This is a genomic window from Streptomyces sp. NPDC091377, from assembly GCF_044757045.1.
GTDB lineage: Bacteria > Actinomycetota > Actinomycetes > Streptomycetales > Streptomycetaceae > Streptomyces.
Window position 1 is genome coordinate 328,529 of the sequence record NZ_JBIVUE010000001.1, and the last position, 25,249, is coordinate 353,777.

Genomic DNA, 25,249 nt, shown 5'->3' on the forward strand with positions numbered 1-25,249 from the left:
GCCAGCCCGGACTCCCGCGCCTGTTCGGCCTGTTCGGCCTGTTCGGCCTGTTCAGCCCATGCGGCCCGTTCCGCCCGTTCCGACTGCTCCGATTGCTCCGATTGCTTCATCTGACCGGCCCGCTCCGCCTGACCCGACCGGTCCGGTGGTCCGCCCGTCGATGCCACCGCGGGTGCCGGGCTCATCGACGGGCCAGGTACGCCCGGAACGCCCGGTACAGCGTCTGGTTGGTGGTCCCGCCCAACGGTCTCTCCCATTCCCCCAGGGTCTCCACGACCCTTCCTCCGGTGCCGAGCTTCCAGCGCAACAGCCCGTACGAGCGGTCCGAGGGGTCGAGTGTGGAGGGTACCCCGCGCATGTCGTACACCTGTGCGCCGGACGCCTGGGCATCGAGCAGCATCCGCCACTGGAGCGCGTTGGAGGGGCGGACCTCCCGGCGGTGGTCGGCCGAGGCCCCGGTCTGGTACCAGACCCGCCGCCCCACCGTCACCATCGTGTGCGCGGCGAGGATCTCGCCCCCGTGGCGGGCCAGATACAGCCTCATCCGGCCCGGCTCCTCCGCGTTGAGCGCCGCGTACTGGCGCTGGTAGTACGCCAGCCCCCGGCCCAGCCGGAAGCCGTCACGCCGCTCGGTGATCTCCAGCAGCCGGTAGAACTCGGGCAGTTCGGCCGCGCTGCCGACCACCACCTCCACCCCCTCGCGGCGCGCGCGCCGCACATTGCGCCGCCACTCCTGATTGAGTCCGGCCCACAGCGCGTCGGCACCGTTCCCGGTGAGCGGCACCTGGAAGACATGCCGCGGCTGGGCGTCCCCGTCGCCCCCGCCCTCCCCGCTGCCGCAGCGCCGCCAGCCCCGGGCGGACAGCCGGTCCGCGACGGCCGCGCCCAGCGGTTCGACCTCGCAGTCCAGCACATCGCCGAGCCGCCGCCCCGGCCCCGTGGCCGACTTCAGCGCCGAGGCGGGCCAGCTCCGGTACGCGGGCGCGGGACCGATCCGTACGGCGAAGGCGCCCGCCTCGCGCAGCCGGGCGAGCAGCGGATCGAGCCAGGCGTCGACGCCCGGGTCCGCCCAGTCGGCCACCGGCCCCTCGGGGAGGTAGGCGAAGAACCGCCGGGTGCCGGGGAACTGACGCAGCAGCGCCAGCGCCACCCCGGTCAGCCCCGCCGCGCCCGCCGACGGATCCGGCCCCCAGCCCAGCAGCAACGGCCGCCAGCCCTGCTTCACCTCGGCCCAGGAAGGGCATTGCAGGAAACCGGCGCCGAGCGCCGCCCCCCGCTCGGAGGCGAGGAACGCGCGGTACACGGCGGCGTCGACGGGCGCGAGGAAGACCTCCGGGCGGTCCTCCGACCGCGCCCGCCCGCCCGGGTCCGTCACGAGAAGCGCTGACACAGGGTGAGCCGCCTTCCGGTCGTCGTGGTCGCTGTCCCCCGGCCCCGCGGGACAGCAGGGCCGGGCAGGATGCTCACAGCGGTCCATGACGGCTCCGCGCGGGAAATGCGACCGGACGATGACCGTTCGCCACCAGTGCCCGTCACATGGCGTCCACGCCGCTCACCTGCCGATTCTCCGCATTAGGGTCATCGACGTCCCCTCCCGGAGCAGCCGCGCCACGGCCGGCACCCGCCCCGGAGCACCCGTGCCTTGGCCCGCGCACGTCCCAGGACAGCCGCGCCGAGCCCCCCCCCGGACACCCCAGACCCCTCGCCCCTCTCCCTCTCGGCTTCTCTCAGTTCTCCTCAGCTCCCCGCACCCCGGCTCCCACGGAGGTCCCGTTGCGTCCGACATCCGCCCGCCCCGACCGGCACCCGGCCGCGTGCCGCACGGTGGCCGCCGCCGTACTCGCCCCGCTGCTCCTGACCGCCTGCACCTCCGGCCCCTCGGACCCGGACGGCAAGAGCGGTTCGCCGAGGGCCGCGGACCGGCCGGCGACGGTGTCGGTGTCCCCGAGCGGAACCGAGGCGGAGCCGGGCCGTCCGATCCGGGTCACGGCCGAGGGCGGCAGCCTCACCGCCGTCAGCGTCGTGGACGGCGACGGCAGGAAGGTCACGGGGAAGCTGTCGGCGGGCGACACGGTGTGGAGTGCCGACCGCAGGGCCGGCTCGGCGGTCACGTACCGGATCACCGCCACGGCGAGGACCGGGGGCGGGACCGAGACCACCGAACGCGCCTCCTTCACCACCACGAAGGCGGAGCGGCGCAACAAGGTCGAGTTCTGGCCCGGCAAGGACACCACGGTCGGCGTCGGCCAGCCGGTCTCCCTCGTCTTCGACCACCCGATCGGCGACCCGGCCGCGGTGGAGAAGGCCCTCAAGGTCACCACCTCCGACAACACCGAGGGCTCCTGGGGCTGGATGAAGCACTACGACGGCCGGGACCGGGTCGACTGGCGGCCCAGGACGTACTGGAAAGCGGGCACGAAGGTGACCGTCGACGCCCCGCTGAACGGCATCGCCACGGCCGACGACCGGATGTTCACCCGCGACTACGCCACGAGATTCACCATCGGCGCGCAGGAGGTCGTCAAGGTCGACCTCGACAGGAAGAAGCTCATGCTCCGGCGCGACGGCCGCACGGTCCGTACGATCCCCGTCTCCGGCGGCACCCCCGGCGGGGAGAAGCGCTCCTGGGGCGGCACCTCGGTGCTCATCTCCAAGGAGGGCACCATCAACATGAACTCCGAGACCGTGGGCCTCGGCGACGCCTACGACAAGATGGTCGACTACTCGATGCGCCTGACCTGGTCCGGCATGTACGCCCACGCCGCGCCCTGGAACGCCGCCCACTTCGGCCGGGCCAACCGCAGCTCCGGCTGTATCGGCATGAGCACCTCCGAGGCCGCCTCCTTCTACGACGGCATACGGGTCGGCACCCCCTTCGAGATCACCGGCAAAGACACCAAGGGCATCCCGGTCCAGGGCAACGGCTTCAGCAACTGGAACGAGTCCTGGGAACAGTGGCGGAGCCGGAGCGCCCTGGACTGATCCGGCCGTTCCGGCCGGCGGGAAACCGGCGCACGGACCCGGCGCGCGGCGCAGCCGATTGGCACTCCGCTTGACCGAGTGCTAATCGCGGCCATAGTCTCGGTTCTGGCACTCCCCCCTGGAGAGTGCCAATGACGCGACGGGCAGGTCCGGCACCCGCGACGACGGATCGACCTGGTCGCCACCTCAGACAGTTAACCCCGTGAGATCTCCGAAGGGGGAGGTCGGATCGTGACGACCGCCAGCTCCAAGGTTGCCATCAAGCCGCTTGAGGACCGCATCGTGGTCCAGCCGCTCGACGCCGAGCAGACCACGGCTTCGGGCCTGGTCATTCCGGACACCGCCAAGGAGAAGCCCCAGGAGGGCGTCGTCCTGGCCGTGGGCCCGGGCCGCTTCGAGAACGGCGAGCGTCTGCCGCTCGACGTCAAGACCGGCGACATCGTGCTGTACAGCAAGTACGGCGGCACCGAGGTGAAGTACAACGGCGAGGAGTACCTCGTCCTCTCGGCCCGCGACGTGCTCGCGATCATCGAGAAGTAGTTCATCTCAGGTTTTGAGAGTTTTTCAAGCTGCGCTCCTGGCCCCCGCGAACCGCTAACGACGACCCGGGGTGCCGGGGGCGCAGCGCCATTTCACCCAGAATTCCGAGAGGGCTCCCGCTGTCATGGCGAAGATCCTGAAGTTCGACGAGGACGCCCGTCGCGCCCTTGAGCGCGGCGTCAACAAGCTGGCCGACACGGTGAAGGTGACGATCGGCCCCCGTGGCCGCAACGTCGTCATCGACAAGAAGTTCGGCGCCCCCACCATCACCAACGACGGTGTGACCATCGCCCGCGAGGTCGAGGTCGAGGACCCGTTCGAGAACCTCGGCGCCCAGCTGGTGAAGGAGGTGGCGACCAAGACCAACGACATCGCGGGTGACGGCACCACCACCGCCACCGTGCTGGCCCAGGCCCTGGTCCGCGAGGGTCTGAAGAACGTCGCCGCGGGTGCCTCCCCGGCCGCCCTGAAGAAGGGCATCGACGCGGCCGTCGCCGCCGTCTCCGAGGACCTCCTGGCCACCGCCCGGCCGATCGAGGAGAAGTCCGACATCGCCGCCGTGGCCGCGCTGTCCGCCCAGGACCAGCAGGTCGGCGAGCTGATCGCCGAGGCGATGGACAAGGTCGGCAAGGACGGTGTCATCACCGTCGAGGAGTCCAACACCTTCGGTCTGGAGCTGGACTTCACCGAGGGCATGGCCTTCGACAAGGGCTACCTGTCCCCCTACTTCGTGACGGACCAGGAGCGTATGGAGGCCGTCCTCGACGAGCCGTACATCCTGATCCACCAGGGCAAGGTCTCCTCCATCTCCGAGCTGCTCCCGCTGCTGGAGAAGATCATCCAGTCCAACGCCTCCAAGCCGCTGCTGATCATCGCCGAGGACGTCGAGGGCGAGGCCCTGTCGACCCTGGTCGTCAACAAGATCCGCGGCACCTTCAACGCGACCGCGGTGAAGGCCCCCGGCTTCGGCGACCGCCGCAAGGCGATGCTCCAGGACATGGCCGTCCTCACCGGCGCCACCGTCATCTCCGAGGAGGTCGGCCTCAAGCTCGACCAGGTCGGCCTGGACGTGCTCGGCACCGCCCGCCGGATCACCGTCACCAAGGACGACACCACGATCGTGGACGGCGCCGGTGACAAGGCCGAGGTCGAGGGCCGTATCGCCCAGATCAAGGCCGAGATCGAGAACACCGACTCCGACTGGGACCGCGAGAAGCTCCAGGAGCGCCTCGCCAAGCTGGCCGGCGGCGTGTGCGTGATCAAGGTCGGGGCCGCCACCGAGGTGGAGCTGAAGGAGAAGAAGCACCGTCTGGAGGACGCCATCTCCGCGACCCGCGCCGCGGTCGAGGAGGGCATCGTCTCCGGTGGTGGCTCCGCGCTGGTCCACGCCGTGAAGGTGCTGGACGACAACCTCGGCAAGACCGGCGACGAGGCCACCGGTGTCTCCGTGGTCCGCAAGGCCGCCGTCGAGCCGCTGCGCTGGATCGCCGAGAACGCCGGCCTGGAGGGCTACGTCATCGTCTCCAAGGTCGCCGAGCTGGAGAAGGGCAACGGCTACAACGCCGCCACCGGCGAGTACGGCGACCTGGTCAAGGCCGGCGTCATCGACCCGGTCAAGGTCACCCGCTCCGCCCTGGAGAACGCCGCCTCCATCGCCTCCCTCCTGCTGACGACCGAGACCCTGGTCGTCGAGAAGAAGGAAGAGGAAGAGGCGTCGGCCGGGGGTCACTCCCACGGCCACGCGCACTGACGCGAGCCTCCAGGCCGTGACACACGGCTCGCCGTGAGACATGGCCCGCCGTGAGACCCGGCCGGTCAGGAGACATGGCTGGTCGTGACACACGGGTCCGGCCCGACGTCGAAGGCCCGGCGCCCCTCAGGGGTGCCGGGCCTTCGCGTGTCCTCACCGCGCCCGCCGCGACTGTCCGGGCCGCGCTCTCGCCCGCCCGCCTGCCCGCCGGGCCGCGCTCCCCGCGCCCGCCCGCCTGCTCGCCGGGCCGCGCTCTCGCCCGCCCGCCTGCTCGCCGGGCCGCGTCCCCCCGTACCGCTACTGCGGCCCGTACTTCCGCCCCGTCCGTGAGGAGACCCCGCCCAGCAGCCCCCGGGGCACCACCTTCGCCACGCCCATCAGGGCCTTGTAGCGCGGGTCGGGGATGGAGAGGGACTTGCCGCGGGCCAGGTCGGTGAGGCCCGCCGCGACGACCTTGTCCGCGTCCAGCCACATCCACCCCGGGATGTTGTCGGTGCCCATCCCGGCCCGCTCATGGAACTCGGTGCGCACGAACCCCGGGCACAGCGCCATCAGCCGCACCCCGCTGCCCGCGAGGTCCCGCGCCGCGCCCTGGGTGAACTGCACGACCCACGCCTTGGAGGCGCCGTACGTCCCGCGCGGCACGAACGCGGCCACCGACGCCACATTGACCACCCCGCCCCGGCCGCGCTCACGCATCGCCTCCGACGCGGCCGAGGTCAGCCGCAGCACCGCCTCGCAGTGCACCTTGAGCATCCGCAGCTCGTCGGCCATCGTCACATCGAGATAGCGGCCCTTGTTGCCGAAGCCGGCGTTGTTCACCAGCAGGTCCACCGGGTTCCGGCGGTCGGCGAGCCGGGCCGTCACGGCGTCGATGCCGGGGTCCTCGGCGAGGTCGGCACGGAGCACCTCCGCCTCGATGCCGTGCCGGTCGTGCAACTCGGTCGCCTGCTCCCGCAGCCGCTTGGTGTCGCGTGCCACCAGCACCAGGTCATGCCCGTCGGAGGCCAGCCGGCGCGCGAACGCGGCACCGATGCCCGCCGTGGAACCCGTAATCAGAGCCGTTGTCATGGCGCAAGGTTAGTGACCCGCACCACTCGCCGCGGACCCGAGGAGCCCGTTCCGGGCCCTTCACCCCGAGATAAATATGACTGTCCGTCAGGAGTGGTATCTGGCCACGTACTTGTCGGCGGCCTCGACCGTCTCCGGGTGCAGCGCGTCCCGCGCCTGCAGCAACCGGGGCAACAGCTCCCGCCGCGTGGTCTTCGCCCGGAACTCCATCGCGACCGTCACCCCGTGCTCCGGCCGCCGTACGATCTCCACCGCGTCGCCCGCCCGGATCTCACCCGGCTCGATCACCCGCAGATACGCCCCCGGCGCACCCCGCTCGGTGAACCGCCGCACCCAGCGCTCCTCGCCGAGATGCCCCTGGAAGGTCCGGCACGGGATGCGCCCGCTGGTCACCTCCAGCACCACCTCCGCGCCGATCCGCCAGCGCTCCCCGATCAGCGCGCCGGACACATCGAGCCCCTCGGTGGTGAGGTTCTCCCCGAACGAGCCGTCGGGCAGCGCCCGCCCCAGATCCAGCTCCCAGGCGTCGAGATCCTCGCGCGCCATGGCGTAGACGGCCTGGTCGTCGCCGCCGTGGTGCTTCAGGGAGCAGACCGCGTCCCCGGTGAGCCCGCTCCCGCCGATCCCCTTCGGCCCGGGCGCCGCCACCCGCACCGGCCCGGCCACCGGCCGCTTGTCGATCCCGGTCACCCCCTCGGGGTGGTCGGTGTACGGCACGGCGCGGGCCTGGCCCAGGTTCACTGACAGCAGCTTCATGGGGAAACGGTAATCCGCCCCCTTTCACCGGGTTCACCGGGTTCACCGGGTTCACTTGGCTCAGCGGGTTCACAGGGTTCACAGGGTTCAACGGGTTCACCGGGCTCAGCGGGTTCACAGGATTCAACGGGTTCACAGGGTTCAGCGGGTTCTCCAGGCATGGCGCTCCACCCCTGATCAAAGCCGCGACGCAGTAATGGCCACTTCCCCCAAGGCCCCCTTATGCTCGAAGGGTGATCGAAGCCCGTCATCTCCGTGTCCTGCGCGCTGTCGCCACCACCGGTTCCTTCTCGGCGGCCGGCCGTGAGCTGGGCTGCACCCAGCCCGCCGTCAGCCAGCAGATGAAGGCGCTGGAGTCGTCCGTCGGCACCCCGCTGCTGGTCCGCAGCGGCCGGGAGATGCGGCTCACCCAGGCCGGCGAGGCCCTGGTCCGGCACGCCACCGGCATCCTCGCCGGGCTCACCGCCGCCGAGGAGGAGGTCGCCGCGATCGCCGGACTGCGGGCCGGCCGGGTCCGCCTCGTCTCCTTCCCCAGCGGTAGCTCCACCCTGGTCCCCACCGCCCTCGCCGCCCTGCGCGCCGCCCACCCCGGCACCCGGGTCTCCCTGGAGGAGGCCGAGCCGCCCCGCTCGGTCGAACTGCTGCGCGAGGGCGACTGCGATGTGGCCCTGGCCTTCCGCTACGAGGGCGCGGCGGGCGCCGAGGAATGGGACGACCTGGTGGTACGACCGCTGCTGCGCGACCGCCTGGTCGCCCTGGTGCCGGAGCGCCACCGCCTCGCCCGCGCCGACTCCGTGGCCATCGGCGAACTCGCCGGTGAGCCGTGGATCGCCGGCTGCCCGCGCTGCCGGGGCCAGCTGATCGAGGTCTGCGAAGGGGCGGGCTTCACCCCGCGCATCGACTTCGCCACCGACGACTACCCGGCGGTGGTCGGCCTGGTCGGCGCGGGACTCGGTGTGGCCGTGCTGCCGCAGCTCGCCGTGGAGTCCGTCCGTCCGCGCGGGGCGCGCACCCGGCCGCTGGAACCGGCGGTCCGCCGCGAGATCGTCGCGCTGACCCTGCCCGACCTGGCCCAGGTCCCGGCGGTGGCGGCCACCCTGGACGAACTCGCCGGGGCCGCGCGGTCGCTCCGGTCGTAGACCGGGCCCGCCGGAATCCCCGGTTCTCGGTAATCAGCCGGTCAACAAAGTAATGGGCCGGTCAAAAAAGAGGGGCACGTCTGATGGCGCGTGCCCGAATTGCAGAAACGTTCCTTCGTTGCTGTGAAGCGGAATTCATCGAGGGGGAGCGGGGCTGCCGCCGGGTGCCGAGGCCGACACCAGCCGGTTGCGGGCCCGTCCCATCAGCTCTTCGCGCTCGTCCTCGGTCAGTCCGCCCCACACGCCGTACGGCTCACGCACCGCCAGCGCGTGTGCCGCGCACTCCGCGCGGACCGGGCACCTCATGCAGACCTCCTTGGCCGAGTTCTCACGAGCGCTTCGAGCCGCACCGCGTTCGCCCTCCGGATGGAAGAAGAGCGAACTGTCCACCCCACGGCAGGCGGCCAGGAGCTGCCAGTCCCACAGGTCCGCGTTCGGTCCGGGAAGGCGGGAGAAATCTGCCATTACGTGACCCCTTGTAGCCGTTTCGAGCGGATACGGTGCCCACGACCGTACAACTACGATCTAAGGGTATGAAAATATGACCACTTGCGAATCTAGCCTCAGACACCAGCAAAAGGGAAGAAAATGGGCTAAATGGGGCATAGCTTGTGACGAAACCTTGAGGGTCCGTGGTGCATGTCTGCACTGTGTCCGTCCCCTCACGTAGAGTGCCGAAGACGGCGTACGGCCCCGTAACTCTTTCGGGTGACCATCGTTGAGAGTGCGGAGGCGGTTGAAACCACAAGCGCTCGGGCACGCGTCCGAGCCGGTCGACCGCACAGGTGACGATTCGTACCAGCCTGGAGGCTCAAGGTGACGCGCATCAGCTGCGGAGGGCGGCCATGACTTCCGTCCTCGTCTGCGACGACTCCCCGCTTGCCCGAGAGGCGCTGCGCCGCGCGGTCGCGACCGTGCCCGGTGTCGAGCGCGTGACGACGGCGGCCAACGGCGAGGAAGTCCTCCGCCGCTGGGGTGCCGACCGCTCGGACCTGATTCTGATGGACGTACGCATGCCCGGACTGGGCGGCGTCGAGACCGTACGGCGGCTGTTGTCCGCCGACCCCGGTGCGCGCATCATCATGCTCACCGTCGCCGAGGATCTCGACGGAGTGGCCCTCGCGGTCGCCGCCGGGGCCCGCGGCTATCTGCACAAGGACGCCTCCCGCGCGGAACTGCGGGCGACGGTGACCCAGGCGCTCGCCGACCCCACCTGGCGGCTGGCCCCGCGCCGGCTGCGGTCCGCCGAGATGGGCGCCGCCCCCACCCTCACCGCGCGCGAGATCCAGGTGCTGGAGGGCATGAGTCACGGCCGCTCCAACGCCGAGATCGGCCGTGAGCTGTTCCTCTCCGAGGACACGGTCAAGACGCACGCCCGGCGGCTCTTCAAGAAGCTGGGCGCGTCCGACCGGGCACACGCGGTGGCACTGGGATTCCGGTGGGGGTTGGTCCGCTAGGGCCTGTCGTTCGGATCAGCCTGGCCATGAGAAACGGTGCTGCTCGGCCACCCCGCGACGCCGGGATGATCCAAACGTCCGGCCCTGGGGCCGGACCTCGATGCCGGGATGATCCCTGTCGGCAGGCCGCTTCCAGGCGGATGACCTGCCGGGCGTTCGCCGGTCGACCGGGGTGCGCGGGTCGTCGTAGGGCCGGTCCCACCTCAGGGGCGGACCGGCGCCAAGGGTCGCTGACGTCGGGAAGTCCCCGTCCGCCGAGGGGTGGACGGGGCCGGCCGGGCGGTCCTCCGGGACGGCCGCTGCTCGTTTCGCCGCGGATGCCGCATCCTTGAGGTGTGGAGTTCCTCGGGGACGAGTCGGTCGAGCGGAAGGGGAGGGCGCACGCGATGAGTTCCGGCGCACCTGCTCATAACGCTTCGGTGCACAACCACGGAGGCGGTGCCACGGACGCTCCGGCGTCAAGGCACCATGGTCCGATGCGTGACGACGAGGCGAGCCCCGCCCAAGGGGCGATCGGTTCCCTCGTCCATCGCGCCGTGGACGGGGACGAGCAGGCCACCCATGATCTGCTCGCCCATGTCCACCCCCTCGCACTGCGCTACTGCCGCACCCGGCTCTCCCGGCTGCCCGGCGACGCGCGGCACTTCGTCGAGGATCTGGCGCAGGAGGTCTGTGTCGCCGTCCTGCTCGCGCTGCCGCGCTACCGGGACACCGGACGCCCCTTCGAGGCGTTCGTCTTCGCCATCGCCGCGCACAAGGTCGCCGACCTCCAGCGCGCCGCCATGCGCCACCCCGGCTCCACGGCCGTCCCGTCCGACGAGATGCCGGAGCGGCCCGACGACTCCCTCGGCCCCGAGGAACGCGCCCTGCTCAGCAGCGACGCCGAGTGGGCCAAGAAACTCCTCGCCAACCTCCCCGAGAACCAGCGCGAGCTGCTGCTGCTGCGGATCGCGGTGGGCCTGACCGCCGAGGAGACCGGCCAGATGTTGGGAATGTCACCGGGCGCGGTGCGGGTGGCCCAGCACCGGGCCCTGAGCAGACTGCGGGCACTGGCCGAGCAGTAGGCACCACAGCGCCACGCGGCCATTCCGTACGAACATACGAAACCCTCGGTGGCTCCCGGCCGTGGAAACCGTGGAATGAGAGAGCCGCGCTTCCCGTTAGCATGGACATCCGCACCGATCAAGGCCATTTGGGGAAGGTGTCATGACTGCCAACGTCGACGGAGTGCCCGGGAAATTCGCGACACTCGGGCTGACCTACGACGACGTGCTGCTGCTGCCGGGCCCGTCGGACATGGCACCCGACGAGATCGACACCGCCTCGTACGTCTCCCGGAACGTGCGGGTCAACATCCCGCTCCTGTCCGCCGCCATGGACAAGGTCACCGAGTCGCGCATGGCGATCGCGATGGCCCGCCAGGGCGGCGTCGGCGTGCTGCACCGCAATCTGTCCATAGAGGATCAGGCCAACCAGGTCGACCTGGTCAAGCGCTCCGAGTCCGGCATGGTGACCGACCCGATCACCATCCACCCGGACGCCACCCTCGCCGAGGCGGACGCGCTGTGCGCCAAATTCCGGATCAGCGGTGTGCCGGTCACCGACGGTGACAAGAAGCTCCTCGGCATCGTCACCAACCGCGACATGGCCTTCGAGACCGACCGCACCCGCCGGGTGCGCGAGGTCATGACGCCGATGCCGCTGGTCACCGGCAAGGTCGGCATCTCCGGCGTGGACGCCATGGAACTGCTGCGCCGCCACAAGATCGAGAAGCTGCCGCTGGTCGACGACCGCGGGGTGCTCAAGGGCCTGATCACGGTCAAGGACTTCGTCAAGGCCGAGCAGTACCCGAACGCCGCCAAGGACGCCGAGGGACGGCTGCTCGTCGGTGCCGCGGTCGGGGTCGCCGGTGACTCCTTCGAGCGCGCCCAGGCCCTGATCGAGGCCGGCGCCGACTTCATCGTCGTGGACACCGCCCATGGGCACTCCCGGCTGGTCGGCGACATGGCCGCCAAGATCAAGTCGAACGCCGGCGGGGTCGATGTCATCGGCGGCAATGTCGCCACCCGCGACGGCGCCCAGGCCCTCATCGACTCCGGCGTGGACGGCATCAAGGTCGGCGTGGGCCCCGGCTCGATCTGTACCACCCGGGTGGTCGCGGGCGTCGGCGTTCCGCAGGTCACCGCCATCTACGAGGCGGCCCTCGCCGCCAAGGCCGCCGGGATCCCGGTGATCGGCGACGGCGGCCTCCAGTACTCCGGCGACATCGCCAAGGCCCTGGTCGCGGGCGCCGACACGGTGATGCTGGGCTCGCTCCTCGCGGGCTGCGAGGAGTCGCCGGGCGAGCTGATGTTCATCAACGGCAAGCAGTTCAAGTCGTACCGGGGCATGGGCTCGCTCGGTGCCATGCAGACCCGCGGCGAGCGCAAGTCCTTCTCCAAGGACCGCTACTTCCAGGAGGGCGTGGCCTCCGACGAGCAGCTCGTCCCCGAGGGCATCGAGGGCCAGGTGCCCTACCGCGGCCCCCTCGCGTCGGTCGTCCACCAGCTGGTCGGCGGACTGCGCCAGTCGATGTTCTACGTCGGCGGCCGGACCGTCCCGGCCCTCCAGGACAACGGCCGGTTCGTCCGGATCACCTCGGCCGGTCTCAAGGAGAGCCACCCGCACGACATCCAGATGACGGTGGAGGCCCCGAACTACAGCCGCAAGTAGCGGGCGGCGAAGAGCGGCGGCGAAGATCGAGCAGCGCACCGGTCTCGACCGAGGGCGGCTCCGGAGGCTCCGGGGCCGCCCTCGCCGTGTCCGTCGGGGATACTGGAAGGCGCTGAAACGCAACAGGAAAGGCCACACACGTGACTGAGATCGAGATCGGGCGCGGCAAGCGGGGCCGCCGGGCGTACGCGTTCGACGACATCGCCGTCGTCCCCAGCCGCCGTACCCGGGACCCGAAGGAGGTCTCGATCGCCTGGCAGATCGACGCCTACCGCTTCGAGCTGCCGTTCCTGGCCGCCCCCATGGACTCGGTCGTCTCCCCGGCCACCGCCATCCGCATCGGCGAGCTGGGCGGCCTCGGCGTCCTCAACCTCGAAGGGCTGTGGACGCGGTACGAGGACCCGCAGCCGCTGCTGGACGAGATCGCCGAGCTGCCCGCCGAGGCCGCCACCCGGCGCCTCCAGGAGGTCTACGCCGCTCCCATCAAGGAGGAGCTGATCGGCGCGCGCCTCAAGGAGGTGCGCGACTCGGGCGTGGTCACCGCCGCCGCGCTCTCCCCGCAGCGCACGGCCCAGTTCTCCAAGGCCGTGGTCGACGCGGGCGTGGACATCTTCGTGATCCGCGGTACGACGGTCTCGGCGGAGCACGTGTCGTCCGCGGCGGAGCCGCTGAACCTGAAGCAGTTCATCTACGAGCTGGACGTCCCGGTGATCGTCGGCGGCTGCGCCACCTACACGGCGGCCCTGCACCTGATGCGTACGGGGGCGGCGGGCGTGCTGGTCGGCTTCGGCGGCGGCGCCGCGCACACCACCCGCAATGTGCTGGGCATCCAGGTGCCGATGGCCACGGCGGTGGCGGATGTGGCCGCCGCGCGCCGGGACTACATGGACGAGTCCGGCGGCCGGTATGTGCATGTCATCGCGGACGGCGGGGTGGGCTGGTCCGGTGACCTGCCGAAGGCGATCGCCTGCGGCGCCGACTCGGTGATGATGGGCTCGCCGCTGGCGCGCGCCACCGATGTGCCGGGGCGCGGCCACCACTGGGGCATGGAGGCCGTCAACGAGGAGCTTCCGCGCGGGGTGAAGGTCGACCTCGGCACGGTCGGCACGATCGAGGAGATCCTCACGGGTCCGTCCCACACCCCCGACGGCTCGATGAACTTCTTCGGCGCCCTGCGCCGGGCGATGGCCACGACCGGCTACAGCGAGCTGAAGGAGTTCCAGCGCGTGGAGGTCACGGTGGCGGACGCCCAGCACAAGCGGTAGCCGCCACCCGCCGCAGTTCCAGAAAGGCCCGGACCCGCGAGGTCCGGGCCTTTCTGTGTGCGCTTCTGTGTGCGCTTCTGTGTGCGCTGAGGGGGAGTGACGGGGGCGTGCGGGGTGATATGGGGGCGCACGGTTGCGTTTGGGGCCGATAGGGGCTGAACGGGCTAACCGGGGCGGTAACTTTCTGGTGTGGCGCCCCAGTTGTGTGGGACGCCCCCTTCCAAGGATCTGTCCGGACCCCGGCCCCTCGGGGCCCGGCCCGATGTCCGATCGACCCGTCCACCGGGCTACTGGGCGGCATCGTGGAAGGGGGCGTCCATGGGACGTCACCGCAAGCCCACCCGCTGGGATCAGATCCGGCTTCGGCTGGTGAAGTGCCGGAGGAGGTGGATTTTGCGGCTTTTCGGATGGTGAGCGGCCGCCCCCAAACACAGTAGGGGCGGACACTCCGTGAACCATCCAGGAGCCTGCCGCAGTCAGCCGCTGCGGTGGGCTCCACCTATGTCTGGATGGTAAGCGGCCGCCCCCAACCACAATAGGGGCGGACACTCCGTGAACCATCCAGGAGCCTGCCGCAGTTAGCCGCTGCGGTGGGCTCCACCTGTATCTGGATGGTAAGCGGCCGCCCCCAACCACATTAGGGGCGGACACTCCGTGAACCATCCAGGAGCCTGCCGCAGTGCCCTCTGCGGTGGGCTCCATCCGTTTCCAAGGTACTTGCGTGCTCTGCCCCGCGCCACCATCACCCGGGGTATCGCACCCCCACGCGCCCCCCGTTCACAACCTGTGCGCCGCCCCGGTGGGGGTGGCTCCTCGGGTGTCCAGGAGGAGCTGGGCCTTCACGGACAGGCCCTGGAGGTCGTAGGTGCGGTGTTGCTGGAGCAGGATCGTGAGGTCGGCGTCGGCCGCGGCCTCGTAGAGGGAGTCGGCCCGGGGGACGGGGCGGTCCAGGACGTTCCAGGACGCGATGTGGGGGTCGTGGTAGCTGACCGCGGCGCCGAGTTCCATGAGGCGGACGGCGATCTCCTGGGCGGGGGTGCCCTGCTGGTCGGCGAGGTCGGCCTTGTAGGTGACGCCGAGGAGCAGGACGCGCGCGCCCCGGGCGGACTTGCCGTGCTCGTTGAGGAGGGTGGCGGCGCGCTGGACGACGTAGCGCGGCATCTGCTCGTTGACCTGCCGGGCCAGTTCGACCATGCGCAGGCCGCGGCCGGAGGGGGCGGTGAGGTGCTGGGGGACGGTGTGGCCGCCGACGCCCGGGCCCGGGCGGAAGGACTGGAAGCCGAACGGCTTGGTCTCGGCGCAGCGGATGACGTCCCACAGGTCGACGCCCAGGTCGTGGCAGAGGACGGCCATCTCGTTGACGAGGGCGATGTTGACGTGCCGGAAGTTGGTCTCCAGCAGTTGGACGGTCTCGGCCTCGCGCGGTCCGCGCGCGCGGACGACCTTGTCGGTGAGGCGGCCGTAGAACGCGGCGGCGGACTCGGTGCAGGCGGGGGTGAGGCCGCCGATGACCTTGGGGGTGTTGCCGGGGGTGAAGTCGCGGTTGCCGGGGTCGACCCGGCTGGGGGAGTGGGCGAGGTGGAAGTCGCGCCCCGCGCGCAGGCCGGAGCCGGCTTCGAGGAGGGGGCGCAGGAAGCCCTCGGTCGTCCCGGGGTGGACCGGGGACTCCAGGATGACGGTGGTGTGCGGGCGCAGATGCGGGGCGAGGGTGCGGGCGGCGGCCTCCACCTGGCCGAGGTCGGGCTCGCCGTCGGCGCCACGCGGGGTGGAGGCGCAGATGACGGCGTACCGGACCCGGCCGAGTTCGTCGGGGGTGGTGGCCTGCCGGTAGCCCTCCGCGAGCATCCGGCGCATGTCGGCGGGGCTCAGGGAGCCGGTCTCGGGCCCGGTAGGGCAGCCGACGGTGGGGATGCCGGCGGCGACGGCGGCCTGGGCCAGCGGCAGGCCGAGCGCCCCGAGTCCGATGACGGCGAGATCTGCGGGCATGGCGTGGGCCGTCCTTCCCAATAGCCGAAGCGGGACAGGTACGCAAGCCCGGTGGACAGAACGGGGCAGCGCAATGTCAGACTAGGAGTAAATATGACCGAAATACGGCATTGCCTCCTTGTGTCGCCCGGCCATGTGCCCCGCTTCGCGTTGCGAGGCCGTGAAGGTTGTCCACAGGCTGGAAGCGAGTGGTGGCCGATGGCAGGCGCACCCGGCGAGAATCTGGGCAGGGGACAGGGACGTGGCTTCGCCCGGATCTTCACCGGGCCGGCCGTGCGACCGACGAGCGGGAGGCAGCGGTGAGGACAGCGGAACTGGGGCCGGCGCAGCGCGCCGAGGCCCTGGCATCAATGGCCGAGCGTGAACTGGACGTGCTGGTCGTGGGCGCCGGAGTGGTCGGCGCGGGCACGGCCCTGGACGCCGTGACCCGGGGTCTGTCCACCGGCCTGGTGGAGGCGCGCGACTGGGCGTCGGGCACCTCCAGCAGATCCAGCAAGCTGATCCACGGCGGACTGCGCTATCTGGAGATGCTCGACTTCACCCTCGTCCGCGAGGCCCTCAAGGAACGCGGTCTGCTGCTCGAACGACTCGCACCGCACCTGGTCAAGCCGGTGCCGTTCCTGTACCCGCTCCAGCACAAGGGCTGGGAGCGGCTCTACGCCGGCTCGGGCGTCGCGCTCTACGACGCCATGTCGATGGCCCGCGGCCACGGCAGGGGCCTGCCCGTCCACCGGCATCTCACCCGCCGTCACGCCCTGCGGGTGGCGCCCTGTTTGAAGAAGGACGCGCTGGTCGGAGCATTGCAGTACTACGACGCGCAGATGGACGACGCCCGGTACGTGGCCACGCTGGTGCGCACGGCCGCGGCGTACGGCGCGAAGGCGGCCAACCGCGCGCGGGTGACAGGCTTCCTGCGCGAGGGCGAGCGGGTCGTGGGCGCGCGCGTGCAGGACGTCGAGGCGGGCGGGGAGTACGAGATCCGCGCCAAGCAGATCGTCAACGCCACCGGCGTGTGGACCGACGACACCCAGGCGATGGTCGGCGAGCGCGGGCAGTTCCACGTCCGCGCCTCCAAGGGCATCCACCTCGTGGTCCCCAAGGACCGGGTCAGCTCCACGACCGGACTGATCCTGCGGACGGAGAAGTCCGTGCTCTTCGTCATCCCCTGGGGCCGGCACTGGATCATCGGCACCACCGACACCGACTGGGACCTCGACAAGGCCCACCCGGCCGCCTCCAGCGCCGACATCGACTACATCCTGGAGCACGTCAACTCGGTGCTCTCGGTGCCGCTCACCCGCGACGACGTCGAAGGGGTCTACGCCGGGCTGCGCCCGCTGCTGGCCGGTGAGTCCGACGCCACCAGCAAGCTCTCGCGCGAGCACACCGTGGCCCACCCGGCGCCGGGGCTCGTGGTGGTCGCGGGCGGCAAGTACACGACGTACCGGGTGATGGCGAAGGACGCCGTCGACGAGGCCGCGCGCGGGCTGGACATGCGGGTCGCCGACTGCGTCACCGAGGACATCCCGCTGCTGGGCGCCGAGGGCTACCGGGCGCTGTGGAACGCGCGGGCGCGGATCGCCGCGCGGACGGGGATCCACGTGGTGCGGGTGGAGCACCTGCTGAACCGGTACGGGTCGCTGGCCGAGGAGGTCCTCGACCTGATCGCCGCGGACTCGTCCCTGGGCGAGCCGCTCCACGCCGCCGACGACTATCTGCGCGCCGAGGTCGTCTACGCCGCCTCCCACGAGGGCGCGCGGCACCTGGACGACGTCCTGACCCGGCGCACCCGGATCTCCATCGAGACCTTCGACCGCGGCACGCGCAGCGCGCGCGACGCCGCCGAACTGATGGCGCCGGTGCTGGGGTGGGACAAGGACCAGATCGAACGCGAGGTCCAGCACTACGAGAAGCGGGTGGAGGCGGAGCGGGAGTCGCAGCGCCAGCCCGACGATCTGACGGCGGACGCGGCGCGGTTGGGGGCGCCGGACATCGCGCCGCTCTGACATCCGGCCCCCGGTTCGCTCCGTTCACCCGAATGGGTGTATGAAGTCGGGATATCCGTTCGGATTCCGTTCGTTCATCGGGTGTCGGGGTGGCAGAGGTCAGCCGGTGGACGAGTGAGAGGACCGGGATCCGGGCGGGGTTCCACGAAGAACACCCGGGGCGCTGAGCACGTGTCGGGTGAGGGACAATGAAGGCTCTGTCAGGGCGGGTTGCATGAGGGGACGCATGTCGGAGACGGAGCGAACGGGGGCATCCCGTCAGGACAACAGCGCACGTCTCCTCGCCGGGCGGTACCGGCTGGGAGACGTACTCGGCCGGGGCGGCATGGGCACGGTGTGGCGGGCCCAGGACGAGACACTCGGCCGTACGGTCGCGGTCAAGGAACTGCGCTTCCCGTCGAGCATCGACGAGGAGGAGAAGCGCCGCCTCATCACCCGCACCCTGCGCGAGGCCAAGGCCATCGCCCGGATCCGGAACAACAGCGCGGTCACGGTCTTCGACGTCGTCCAGGAGGACGACCGCCCCTGGATCGTGATGGAACTGGTCGAGGGCAAGTCCCTCGCCGAAGTCATCCGTGAGGACGGCCTGCTGGAGCCGCGGCGCGCGGCCGAGGTCGGCCTCGCCATCCTGGACGTGCTGCGCTCCGCCCACCGCGAGGGCATTCTGCACCGGGACGTGAAGCCGTCCAACGTGCTCATCGCCGAGGACGGCCGGGTCGTCCTCACCGACTTCGGTATCGCCCAGGTCGAGGGAGACCCCTCCATCACCTCGACCGGCATGCTCGTCGGCGCCCCCTCCTACATCTCCCCCGAGCGCGCCCGCGGTCACAAGCCCGGCCCCGCGGCCGACCTCTGGTCGCTCGGCGGACTTCTCTACGCGGCCGTGGAAGGCGCCCCGCCCTACGACAAGGGCTCCGCGATCGCCACGCTCACCGCGGTGATGACCGAGCCGCTGGAGGAGCCGAAGAACGCCGGTCCGCTGGCCGGGGTCATCCGGGGTCTGCTCGACAAGGACCCGGCGAAGCGACTGGACGACACGGGCGCGCGGGCCGGGCTCACCGCCGTGATCCACGGCCCGGACACCGCACGCGGCGGATCCGAGCCCGCCGACGCGACCAAGGTCGTGCCGCTGCCGCCGCAGACCGACCGGCGCTCGGGACCCGGGAGTCCGGGCGGCACGAAGCAGGGCACCAAGCAGGGCGCCAAGCAAGGCGGCGAACCCGCGGGTGAGCGGCTGCGCGGGGCGCTGCGGTCGGTCCGCAAGGCCGCCGGGGCGACCGGGGCCGCCGCGGGTGCGGCGACAGGCACACGGAAGTCGGGCGGGGGAGCGGAGGGCGCCACGTCCGACGGATCCACCAAGGCCACCAAGGCCACCAAGTCGGCTGAGGCCGCCAAGTCCCCGGGTGCTGCCGGGGCGGCGGGGTCGGTGCGGGCCGGGAACTCCGGCGGTGCCGGTGAGCGGGCCCCGGGTGCGGCCGGTGGGTCCGCCGCCACGGGCGCGGGTGCGGGTGCCGTGTCGGCGACGGCCGGGATGCCGGTCGCGGGGGCGCGGGGCTCGGCCGGCGCCGGCGGGAGCGCTGGATCGACGGACGCGGCCGGTACGGCCGGTTCCTCCGGTTCGGGTGCGGGAGCGGGCGCCCGTGGCGGTGCCTCCGGTGGCGCGGGCGGCGGGGCGCCGTCCGGGAACGGTGCTTCGGCGGGCCGGAGTTCCGGGTGGCCCGTGATGCCTCCGCCCGATCTGCCGACGCGGTCGGTGCCCCGGGCCTCCCTGACCGACGTGGTGCCGCGGCGGACGCTGGTCATCATCGCCGTGGTGGCGGTGCTCGCGGTGCTGAGCATCGTCCTCACCATCGCGTTCGCCGGAGGCGGCGGCTCGGACGCGCAGTCCAAGAAGGATGACGCCAAGTCGAGCGCGACGACCGACGGTGACACCAAGAAGGACGACAACAGCGCCGATCCGGACGGGAAGCCCAGCGGCCGGGCGACCGGGGAGAGCGCGCCCGGCGCGGGCGGGGAAGAGCCCGGCGAGGACGGCTCGGCGGACGACTCCCCGGACGACTCGGGCGGTGACGACTCCGGCAAGGAGGACGGCGGGGACGACGGGGCCGCCTCGACGTACAAGGGAGGCCAGGGCTATTCGATCGGGCTGCCGGAGGGCTGGAAGTACCGGTCGAGCGACGCCGCGGGCAACCGCTTCACCGGACCGGACGGACAGAAGTTGCTGATCGCCTGGACCTCGACGCCCAAGGACGACCCGGTCGCGGACTGGAAGAACCAGGAACGGTCGATGACGCGCTCGCAGTACGACCGGATCCGAATAGAGGCGGTGGACTACCGCGGCTGGAACACGGCCGACTGGGAGTTCACCTACACCGAGAGCGGCACCAAGTACCGGACCATCGACCGGGGATTCGTGGTCAGCGACGACCAGGGGTACGCGCTGATGTACACGGCGAAGGCCAAGGGCTGGGACGGCGACCAGCGGGCGGACACCTGGCGGACGTTCACGCAGTCCTTCGAACCGAAGTCGTGACCGGTGCAGTGAGCGGGTCGTGAGCCGGGCGCACTCCGGGTTAGGGGGATGAGATCTCCCATCCCCTCATTGCGACTTGCCTCTGGCACGTATCGTGAGTGCTTGCGAACCGTGCGCATCCGGAGCCGTACGCCTCCGGAACGGGACGCCAGACGAACGGAATTGACCAACCCGGACGGCCGGGGGAGGCATCGTGGACGACTACGCGGGACGGGTGCTCGCCGACCGCTACCGCCTGCCGCTGCCGCCCTCCGAGGAGTACGAACTCAGCGAGAGCCGGGCCTTCGACACCTACAGCGGACAGGAAGTGCTGGTCCGGCAGGTGCCGTTGCCGGAGGTGGTCGAGGCCGAGGTGCTCGACGCCGAAGGGCTGCCTGAGGGGTTCACCGCGCGAGGCGGCGCGGGCCGCGGGCCGGCCGCGCGGGGCGCCGGTGGGCGGCGGTCCCTCGATCCGGCGGTGCGCAGGGCGGTCGAGGCGGCGCAGGCCGCGGCGCGGATTCCCGACCATCCCCGGCTGGACCAGGTCTTCGACGTGTTCGCCGAGGGCGGTTCGCTGTGGATAGTCAGCGAACTGGTCCCCGCCCGACCGCTGGCCGCGCTCCTCGCCGAGGAGCCGCTGACGCCGTACCGGGCCGCCGAGGTCGCCTCCGACGTGCTGATGGCGCTGCGGGTGCTGCACGCCCACGGCTGGGTGCACCGCAACCTCACCGCGCGCACGGTGCTGATATGCGACGACGGCCGGGTCATGCTGACCGGGCTCGCGGTCGGCGCGGCGGAGGAGGCACTGTGCGGGTACGACCCGGTGCCGCTGCCGGAGGGGGAGGAAACCCCCGGACCGGCGAACGCGGGCGGCCCACCCGGCAGGGCCGGCGCCCCCGGGGGACCCCCCGGCGCGGGCGGCCCCGGCGGGTACGGGAACCCGGGCGGCTCGCGTAACTCCCCTGCCCTGTCCGCGGGACCCGGGGTGTCCGGGGTGTCCGGGGTGTCCGGGGGGCCTGGCGTCCCCGGTCTGCCCGGTCTTCCCGCCGGGTTCGGTGATCGCGGTGCTCCCGGTGATCGCGGTGCTCCCGGTGGTCACAGTGGTCACGCTGCTCCCGGTGGTCACAGTGGTCATGCTGCGCCCGGTGGTCACGGGAGCAGTGGGGTCCCCGGTGTCGGCTCCGGTGCCGGTGGCTCCGGTGGGGCTGCCGGTGGGGTGGCCGCCGGGGATCCTGAGGCCGCGCGGCGGGCCGCCATCGAGGCCCGGGGCGTCGGGGGACTGCCGGGTGGGGAGCAAGGCGGCGGCGGAGCCGTGGTGCCCGCCCCGAGAGGCGTGGAGAGCGGTGGGGACGTCCGGGCGGCGCGGGCCGGGGCGATCGCCGCGTACCGGGCGGGCGCGCGGGCGGCGGCCCGGGTGCAGGAGGCCCAGCAGAACGGACGGGCGGAACTGCCGCCCGGGCAGATAGCCGACCCCTACGGGGTGGGTGCGAGCGGGGCGCGGGTCGAGCCGGGGCGTACGGCGGCCACCGGGCTGCCGCCCGACGCCGAGGAGGGCCCCACCCGCTGGGACGACCGGGCCGCCGCGAGCCCGGTGCGGCGCGGCCCCGCCACCGCGCTGGCCGCCGAGCGGGCGCGACAGGCGCGGATGGCCGTGGTCGGGCCGGTGACCGAGCGCTGGGCGCCCGAGCAGGCCGGTCCGGTGCATGAGAACTGGCAGTTGGCGGCGCCGATCGGACCCGCGACCGACCTGTGGGCGCTGGGCGCGCTGCTCTTCCGGGCCGTACAGGGGCACGCTCCCTACCCGGAGGAGTCGACGGCCGAACTGGTGCAGATGGTGTGCGGGGAGCCCCCGGCGTTCGCCGAGGAGTGCGGGGCGCTGCGGCCGGTCGTGGAATCGCTGCTGCGCCAGGACCCCACCGAGCGGATCGACTTCGAGGAACTGCGGGGCTGGCTGCGGTCCCTGGTGCGGTCCGCACCCGAGCCGGAGGCCGGGGTGCATGTGGTGGCCGCGCCCCCCGTCGACACCCGCCGGCTGCCGGTGGTGCGCCGCCGGGGCGAGCTGGTCCGCAGGCGAAAGGCCGGGCTGCCCGCGACGCACGGACGGCACAAGCGGGCCCGGCAGGAGAGCGGTTCACCGCGCAGACTCGGCCGGACCCTGCTCGTCCTGGTGCTGCTGATGATGGCCGGGGCGATCGTCTATGCGGCGATGTTCATGCCGAAGGCCGGCGAGGACGGGGCGAGCGGCACCGGCGGACAGGACCGGACCGGGGCCGTCGGGGGAGTGAGCGAGGTCTCCGAACAGCCCGACGCGAGCAGCGAACCGCGCCCCGACCAGACGACCCCGGGCGACAAGGGCGAGGGCGGCGACGACGGGACCGGGGAGTCGGAGGGCACCCGGCCCGCCGCACCGGATGTCGCCGACGGGTTCACCCTGCGCAAGGACCCCGAAGGGTTCCGGGTGGCGGTAGCCGACGGCTGGGACCGGACACCCGGGAACGGGCGCGGGCAGGTGGTGTACACGCAGGGTTCGTTCGACCTGATCGTGGTGCCGGGCCGGGACTCGACGGACGAGTACGGCAGCGACCCGATGGTGTACCAGCGCGAGAGCGAGCCGGAGTTGCAGCCCTACCGGGCCTCCAGCTGGGCGACCTCGACGGGGCTGAAGTCCATAGAGGTGGGCGGCCGGAGCATGGCCGAGGGGCAGTTCACCTGGACCGGGGACGACGGACGGGAGCTGTTCGTCCGCAACCTCGCCATCCTGATCGACGGGAAGTACCACGTGGTCCAGATACGCGGCCCGGAGGCCGAACGGGACGAGGTGACCCGGCTGTTCGAGCAGGCGGCGGCCACGTACCAGGTAACGGACTGATCGAGATCGCGCCCGGAGTCCGGCTCGCCCGGCCGCCATGGACGTACCGCCGCGCGTGACGCCGTACGCGCCGCGCCACCTGGGATTTTCACAACACGTCAGACATTCTTTCGCGGTATCCCACTGGTTCCTTCACCGCTCATAAAGCGACAACCGTCACAGTGCGGTCTCCGTGTCCGCGCGCCGGTTCCGTGTCGGCGGGGTGGTCCCTACGCTGGCCCTGTCAAGAGCATTGCGGGGAAACGTGAATCAGATGCAGGGCCTGCTCCTGGGGGACCGCTATCGGCTGACCGAAGCCATCGGCAGCGGAGGTATGGGCCGGGTATGGCGTGCCCATGATGAGGTATTGCACCGGGCCGTGGCGATCAAGGAGCTGACCGCCGCGCACTATGTCTCCGACGGCGACCGGGCGGTGCTGCTGGCCCGCACCCGGGCCGAGGCGCGGGCGGCGGCGCGGATCAACCACTCGGCCGTGGTCACCGTCCACGACGTACTCGAACACGACGGCCGGCCATGGATCGTGATGGAACTGGTCGAGGGGCGGTCGCTGGCCGACGCGGTCAAGGAGGAGGGCCGGATCCCACCGGCCGACGCCGCGCGCACCGGGCTGTGGGTGCTCAGGGCGCTGCGCGCCGCGCACACCGCCGGAGTGCTGCACCGCGATGTGAAGCCGGGCAATGTGCTGCTCGCGCGCGACGGCCGGGTGCTGCTCACCGACTTCGGGATCGCGCAGATAGAGGGCGACAGCACCATCACCCGGACGGGTGAAGTGGTCGGTTCCGTGGACTATCTGGCCCCGGAGCGGGTGCGCGGGCAGGACCCCGGCCCGTCCGCCGACCTGTGGGCGCTCGGCGCGACGCTCTACACGGCGGTGGAGGGCCTCTCGCCGTTCCGCCGCACCTCGCCGCTGGGCACGATGCAGGCGGTGGTCGAGGAGGAGCCCGGGGAACCGCAGTACGCCGGTCCGCTCGGGCCCGTGATCTCCGCGCTGCTGCGCAAGGACCCGGCGACCCGGCCGAGTTCCGAGGAGGCCGAGCAACTGCTCGCCGAGGCGGCGGAGGGACGGCGGCCCCGGGCGGCCCAGGCGTATGTGCCGACGACGCTGGACGCCGGGGACAGCACGGGGACGACGGCCCGGAACGCACCTGCCGCGCACGCCGCGCACGCCGCACCGGCCGTGCACGCCGCCGCGCAGGCGGCACCGGCCGCGCAGTCCCACGGGCCCGAGGCGCCGACGCCGTATCGCCAAGGCGCCGGGCAGACGGCGTCCCGCCCGTCACCCGGCCCGGGGACGGGTACGGGGACGGGTACGGGTACAGGGGCAGGCGGGAGGACGGACGGTCCCCGGCCGCCCCGGCGGCAGCGGCGGCTTCGCACGCTCGCGCTGGTGATCGCGGTCGCGGCCCTGGTGGGCGGCGGTACGGCCGTGCTGATGGATCAGGGCGACGACTCCACGGGACCCCCGCAGGGGCAGCAGGCCGACGACACCGCGCGGAACCGGCCGAACTCCACGACACCCGGCCCCGAGGCGTCCGCGGGCGAGGGGACACCGGGCGAGGAGACCTCGGGCGGGATACCCGACGGGTGGGTCCCCGTCAGTGACCCGCTGGGCTTCGGGCTGTCGCTCCCGGCGGACTGGGAACGGCAGGAGCCGGTGGTCGACGGCGACCTCCAGCGCGTCGACTACACCCCGGACGGCGGACGGACCTTCGTCCGGGTCGCCGTCGACAAGTCCCCCGACTTCGCCGACCCCTACGAACATCTGGTCGACCTCGACCAGCAGCTCAGGGACCGGCTGGTCGACTACCGGCAGATGTCGCTGAAGCGCGAGACCTACCGGGACCGGCCCGCCGGCCGCTGGGAGTACACCTGGACCGCGCAGGCCAAGGACACCGAGTTCCCGGGGGCGTACCGGGCGGTGGACCTGATGTATGTCGCCCGGGACGGCGTCGAGTACGCGATCTACATGGCCTCCCCGGCGGAGGAGTGGGCGACGACGGCCGAGAGCTTCGACGCCGTGCTGCGCGGTTGGCGGCAGCCGGTGACGCCCTGACACCTCTGACACCCCTGTCACCCTTGACACCTCTGACACCTCTGACACCTCTGACACCCCTGTCACCCCTGTCACCCCTGTCACCCCTGACACCTCTGCCCTACGGCATCCCTGACATCCGGTCGCCCTGGTGGGGGGGGGCGTGTCCGAG

Annotated in this window: 17 protein-coding genes; 12 read left to right on the plus strand and 5 right to left on the minus strand. The window is 71.8% G+C overall.

What is annotated here, in order from left to right; genetic code table 11:
- Positions 1 to 181 precede the first annotated feature (181 nt).
- Positions 182 to 1,390 carry a lipid II:glycine glycyltransferase FemX gene (locus tag ACIQNG_RS01630; RefSeq protein ID WP_401436815.1) on the minus strand — a complete coding sequence of 403 codons (1,209 nt, stop codon included), beginning with the start codon at positions 1,388 to 1,390 and terminating at the stop codon, positions 182 to 184.
- Between the two features lie 383 nt (positions 1,391 to 1,773).
- Here ACIQNG_RS01630 and ACIQNG_RS01635 point away from each other — a divergent pair, with 383 nt between their 5' ends.
- The 3 genes from ACIQNG_RS01635 to groL all read left to right on the plus strand — a co-directional run bounded on the left by ACIQNG_RS01635 (position 1,774) and on the right by groL (position 5,272).
- Complete coding sequence (locus ACIQNG_RS01635; protein ID WP_401482167.1) at positions 1,774 to 2,982, plus strand: Ig-like domain-containing protein; 1,209 nt, start codon at positions 1,774 to 1,776, stop codon at positions 2,980 to 2,982.
- Between the two features lie 231 nt (positions 2,983 to 3,213).
- The gene (groES, locus tag ACIQNG_RS01640) at positions 3,214 to 3,522 is read left to right on the plus strand and encodes a co-chaperone GroES (protein ID WP_055493212.1); all 309 of its coding nucleotides are present in this window, start codon (positions 3,214 to 3,216) and stop codon (positions 3,520 to 3,522) included.
- Positions 3,523 to 3,646: 124 nt separating this feature from the next.
- The gene (groL, locus tag ACIQNG_RS01645; protein WP_401436820.1) at positions 3,647 to 5,272 is read left to right on the plus strand and encodes a chaperonin GroEL; all 1,626 of its coding nucleotides are present in this window, start codon (positions 3,647 to 3,649) and stop codon (positions 5,270 to 5,272) included.
- Between the two features lie 297 nt (positions 5,273 to 5,569).
- Here groL and ACIQNG_RS01650 read toward each other — a convergent pair whose 3' ends face one another.
- Both ACIQNG_RS01650 and ACIQNG_RS01655 read right to left on the minus strand, forming a co-directional pair.
- A complete protein-coding gene (locus ACIQNG_RS01650) occupies positions 5,570 to 6,343 on the minus strand; it encodes an SDR family NAD(P)-dependent oxidoreductase (protein WP_401436824.1) in 774 nt (257 codons plus the stop codon).
- Positions 6,344 to 6,430: 87 nt separating this feature from the next.
- Complete coding sequence (locus ACIQNG_RS01655; RefSeq protein ID WP_401482170.1) at positions 6,431 to 7,099, minus strand: MOSC domain-containing protein; 669 nt, start codon at positions 7,097 to 7,099, stop codon at positions 6,431 to 6,433.
- Between the two features lie 233 nt (positions 7,100 to 7,332).
- On the opposite strand from ACIQNG_RS01655, the gene ACIQNG_RS01660 reads away from it, so the two are divergent.
- Complete coding sequence (locus tag ACIQNG_RS01660; protein ID WP_401436829.1) at positions 7,333 to 8,238, plus strand: LysR family transcriptional regulator; 906 nt, start codon at positions 7,333 to 7,335, stop codon at positions 8,236 to 8,238.
- A 135-nt stretch (positions 8,239 to 8,373) separates the two neighbouring features.
- Here ACIQNG_RS01660 and ACIQNG_RS01665 read toward each other — a convergent pair whose 3' ends face one another.
- Positions 8,374 to 8,703, minus strand: coding sequence for a WhiB family transcriptional regulator (locus tag ACIQNG_RS01665; RefSeq protein WP_401436832.1), 330 nt, complete (start codon positions 8,701 to 8,703; stop codon positions 8,374 to 8,376).
- 380 nt (positions 8,704 to 9,083) lie between these two features.
- On the opposite strand from ACIQNG_RS01665, the gene ACIQNG_RS01670 reads away from it, so the two are divergent.
- The 4 genes from ACIQNG_RS01670 to ACIQNG_RS01685 all read left to right on the plus strand — a co-directional run bounded on the left by ACIQNG_RS01670 (position 9,084) and on the right by ACIQNG_RS01685 (position 13,672).
- Positions 9,084 to 9,695 (plus strand): response regulator transcription factor, encoded by a 612-nt coding sequence (locus tag ACIQNG_RS01670; protein ID WP_003948568.1) that lies wholly within the window; start codon positions 9,084 to 9,086, stop codon positions 9,693 to 9,695.
- Positions 9,696 to 10,171: 476 nt separating this feature from the next.
- Positions 10,172 to 10,759 carry a sigma-70 family RNA polymerase sigma factor gene (locus ACIQNG_RS01675; RefSeq protein ID WP_401436834.1) on the plus strand — a complete coding sequence of 196 codons (588 nt, stop codon included), beginning with the start codon at positions 10,172 to 10,174 and terminating at the stop codon, positions 10,757 to 10,759.
- A gap of 142 nt (positions 10,760 to 10,901) precedes the next feature.
- Positions 10,902 to 12,407: an IMP dehydrogenase gene (guaB, locus tag ACIQNG_RS01680; protein ID WP_401436837.1), complete on the plus strand. Its 1,506-nt coding sequence runs from the start codon at positions 10,902 to 10,904 to the stop codon at positions 12,405 to 12,407.
- A 140-nt stretch (positions 12,408 to 12,547) separates the two neighbouring features.
- Positions 12,548 to 13,672, plus strand: a complete 1,125-nt coding sequence (locus ACIQNG_RS01685; protein WP_401436839.1) for a GuaB3 family IMP dehydrogenase-related protein — start codon at positions 12,548 to 12,550, stop codon at positions 13,670 to 13,672.
- 777 nt (positions 13,673 to 14,449) lie between these two features.
- Here the strand turns inward: ACIQNG_RS01685 and ACIQNG_RS01690 are convergent.
- Positions 14,450 to 15,658, minus strand: coding sequence for a nucleotide sugar dehydrogenase (locus ACIQNG_RS01690; RefSeq protein ID WP_401436841.1), 1,209 nt, complete (start codon positions 15,656 to 15,658; stop codon positions 14,450 to 14,452).
- Positions 15,659 to 15,957: 299 nt separating this feature from the next.
- Between ACIQNG_RS01690 and ACIQNG_RS01695 the strand changes: the two genes are divergently transcribed.
- The 4 genes from ACIQNG_RS01695 to ACIQNG_RS01710 all read left to right on the plus strand — a co-directional run bounded on the left by ACIQNG_RS01695 (position 15,958) and on the right by ACIQNG_RS01710 (position 25,098).
- The gene (locus ACIQNG_RS01695; protein ID WP_401482174.1) at positions 15,958 to 17,664 is read left to right on the plus strand and encodes a glycerol-3-phosphate dehydrogenase/oxidase; all 1,707 of its coding nucleotides are present in this window, start codon (positions 15,958 to 15,960) and stop codon (positions 17,662 to 17,664) included.
- A 226-nt stretch (positions 17,665 to 17,890) separates the two neighbouring features.
- Positions 17,891 to 20,197 carry a serine/threonine-protein kinase gene (locus ACIQNG_RS01700; RefSeq protein ID WP_401482176.1) on the plus strand — a complete coding sequence of 769 codons (2,307 nt, stop codon included), beginning with the start codon at positions 17,891 to 17,893 and terminating at the stop codon, positions 20,195 to 20,197.
- Between the two features lie 193 nt (positions 20,198 to 20,390).
- Positions 20,391 to 23,045 carry a protein kinase gene (locus ACIQNG_RS01705; protein ID WP_401482178.1) on the plus strand — a complete coding sequence of 885 codons (2,655 nt, stop codon included), beginning with the start codon at positions 20,391 to 20,393 and terminating at the stop codon, positions 23,043 to 23,045.
- Between the two features lie 253 nt (positions 23,046 to 23,298).
- Positions 23,299 to 25,098 (plus strand): serine/threonine-protein kinase, encoded by a 1,800-nt coding sequence (locus ACIQNG_RS01710; RefSeq protein WP_401482503.1) that lies wholly within the window; start codon positions 23,299 to 23,301, stop codon positions 25,096 to 25,098.
- Positions 25,099 to 25,249 lie beyond the last annotated feature (151 nt).